Genomic DNA, 202 nt, shown 5'->3' with positions numbered 1-202 from the left:
ACCCCGCCGAACCGTGTGCACCGGCACGCCGAGGGTCAGCGCGAGCTGGGCCCGCGCGCGGTTCTCGTCGAGGCGCGTCAGAGCCGTGAACCGCTCGGCGGGCACGCCGTCGGCGGAGGCTGCGGCGATCAGGGCGTTGGTGTTGGCGGGGTTGCCGACGACCGTGACCCGGACACCGGAGGCCGCGTTCGCGGCGATGGCT

At 75.2% G+C, this 202-nt stretch carries 1 pseudogene; it reads right to left on the bottom strand.

The window, feature by feature from the left end:
• A pseudogene (locus DSP71_RS13110) lies at positions 1–202 on the bottom strand (malate dehydrogenase); the annotation flags it as partial.

Origin of the sequence: Microbacterium sp. H6 (assembly GCF_003314775.1) — a bacterium.
Taxonomy (GTDB): Bacteria; Actinomycetota; Actinomycetes; order Actinomycetales; family Microbacteriaceae; genus Microbacterium; species Microbacterium oxydans.
Note: the sequence above shows the minus strand (reverse complement) of the source record. Positions and strands in the feature narration are given on the sequence as shown.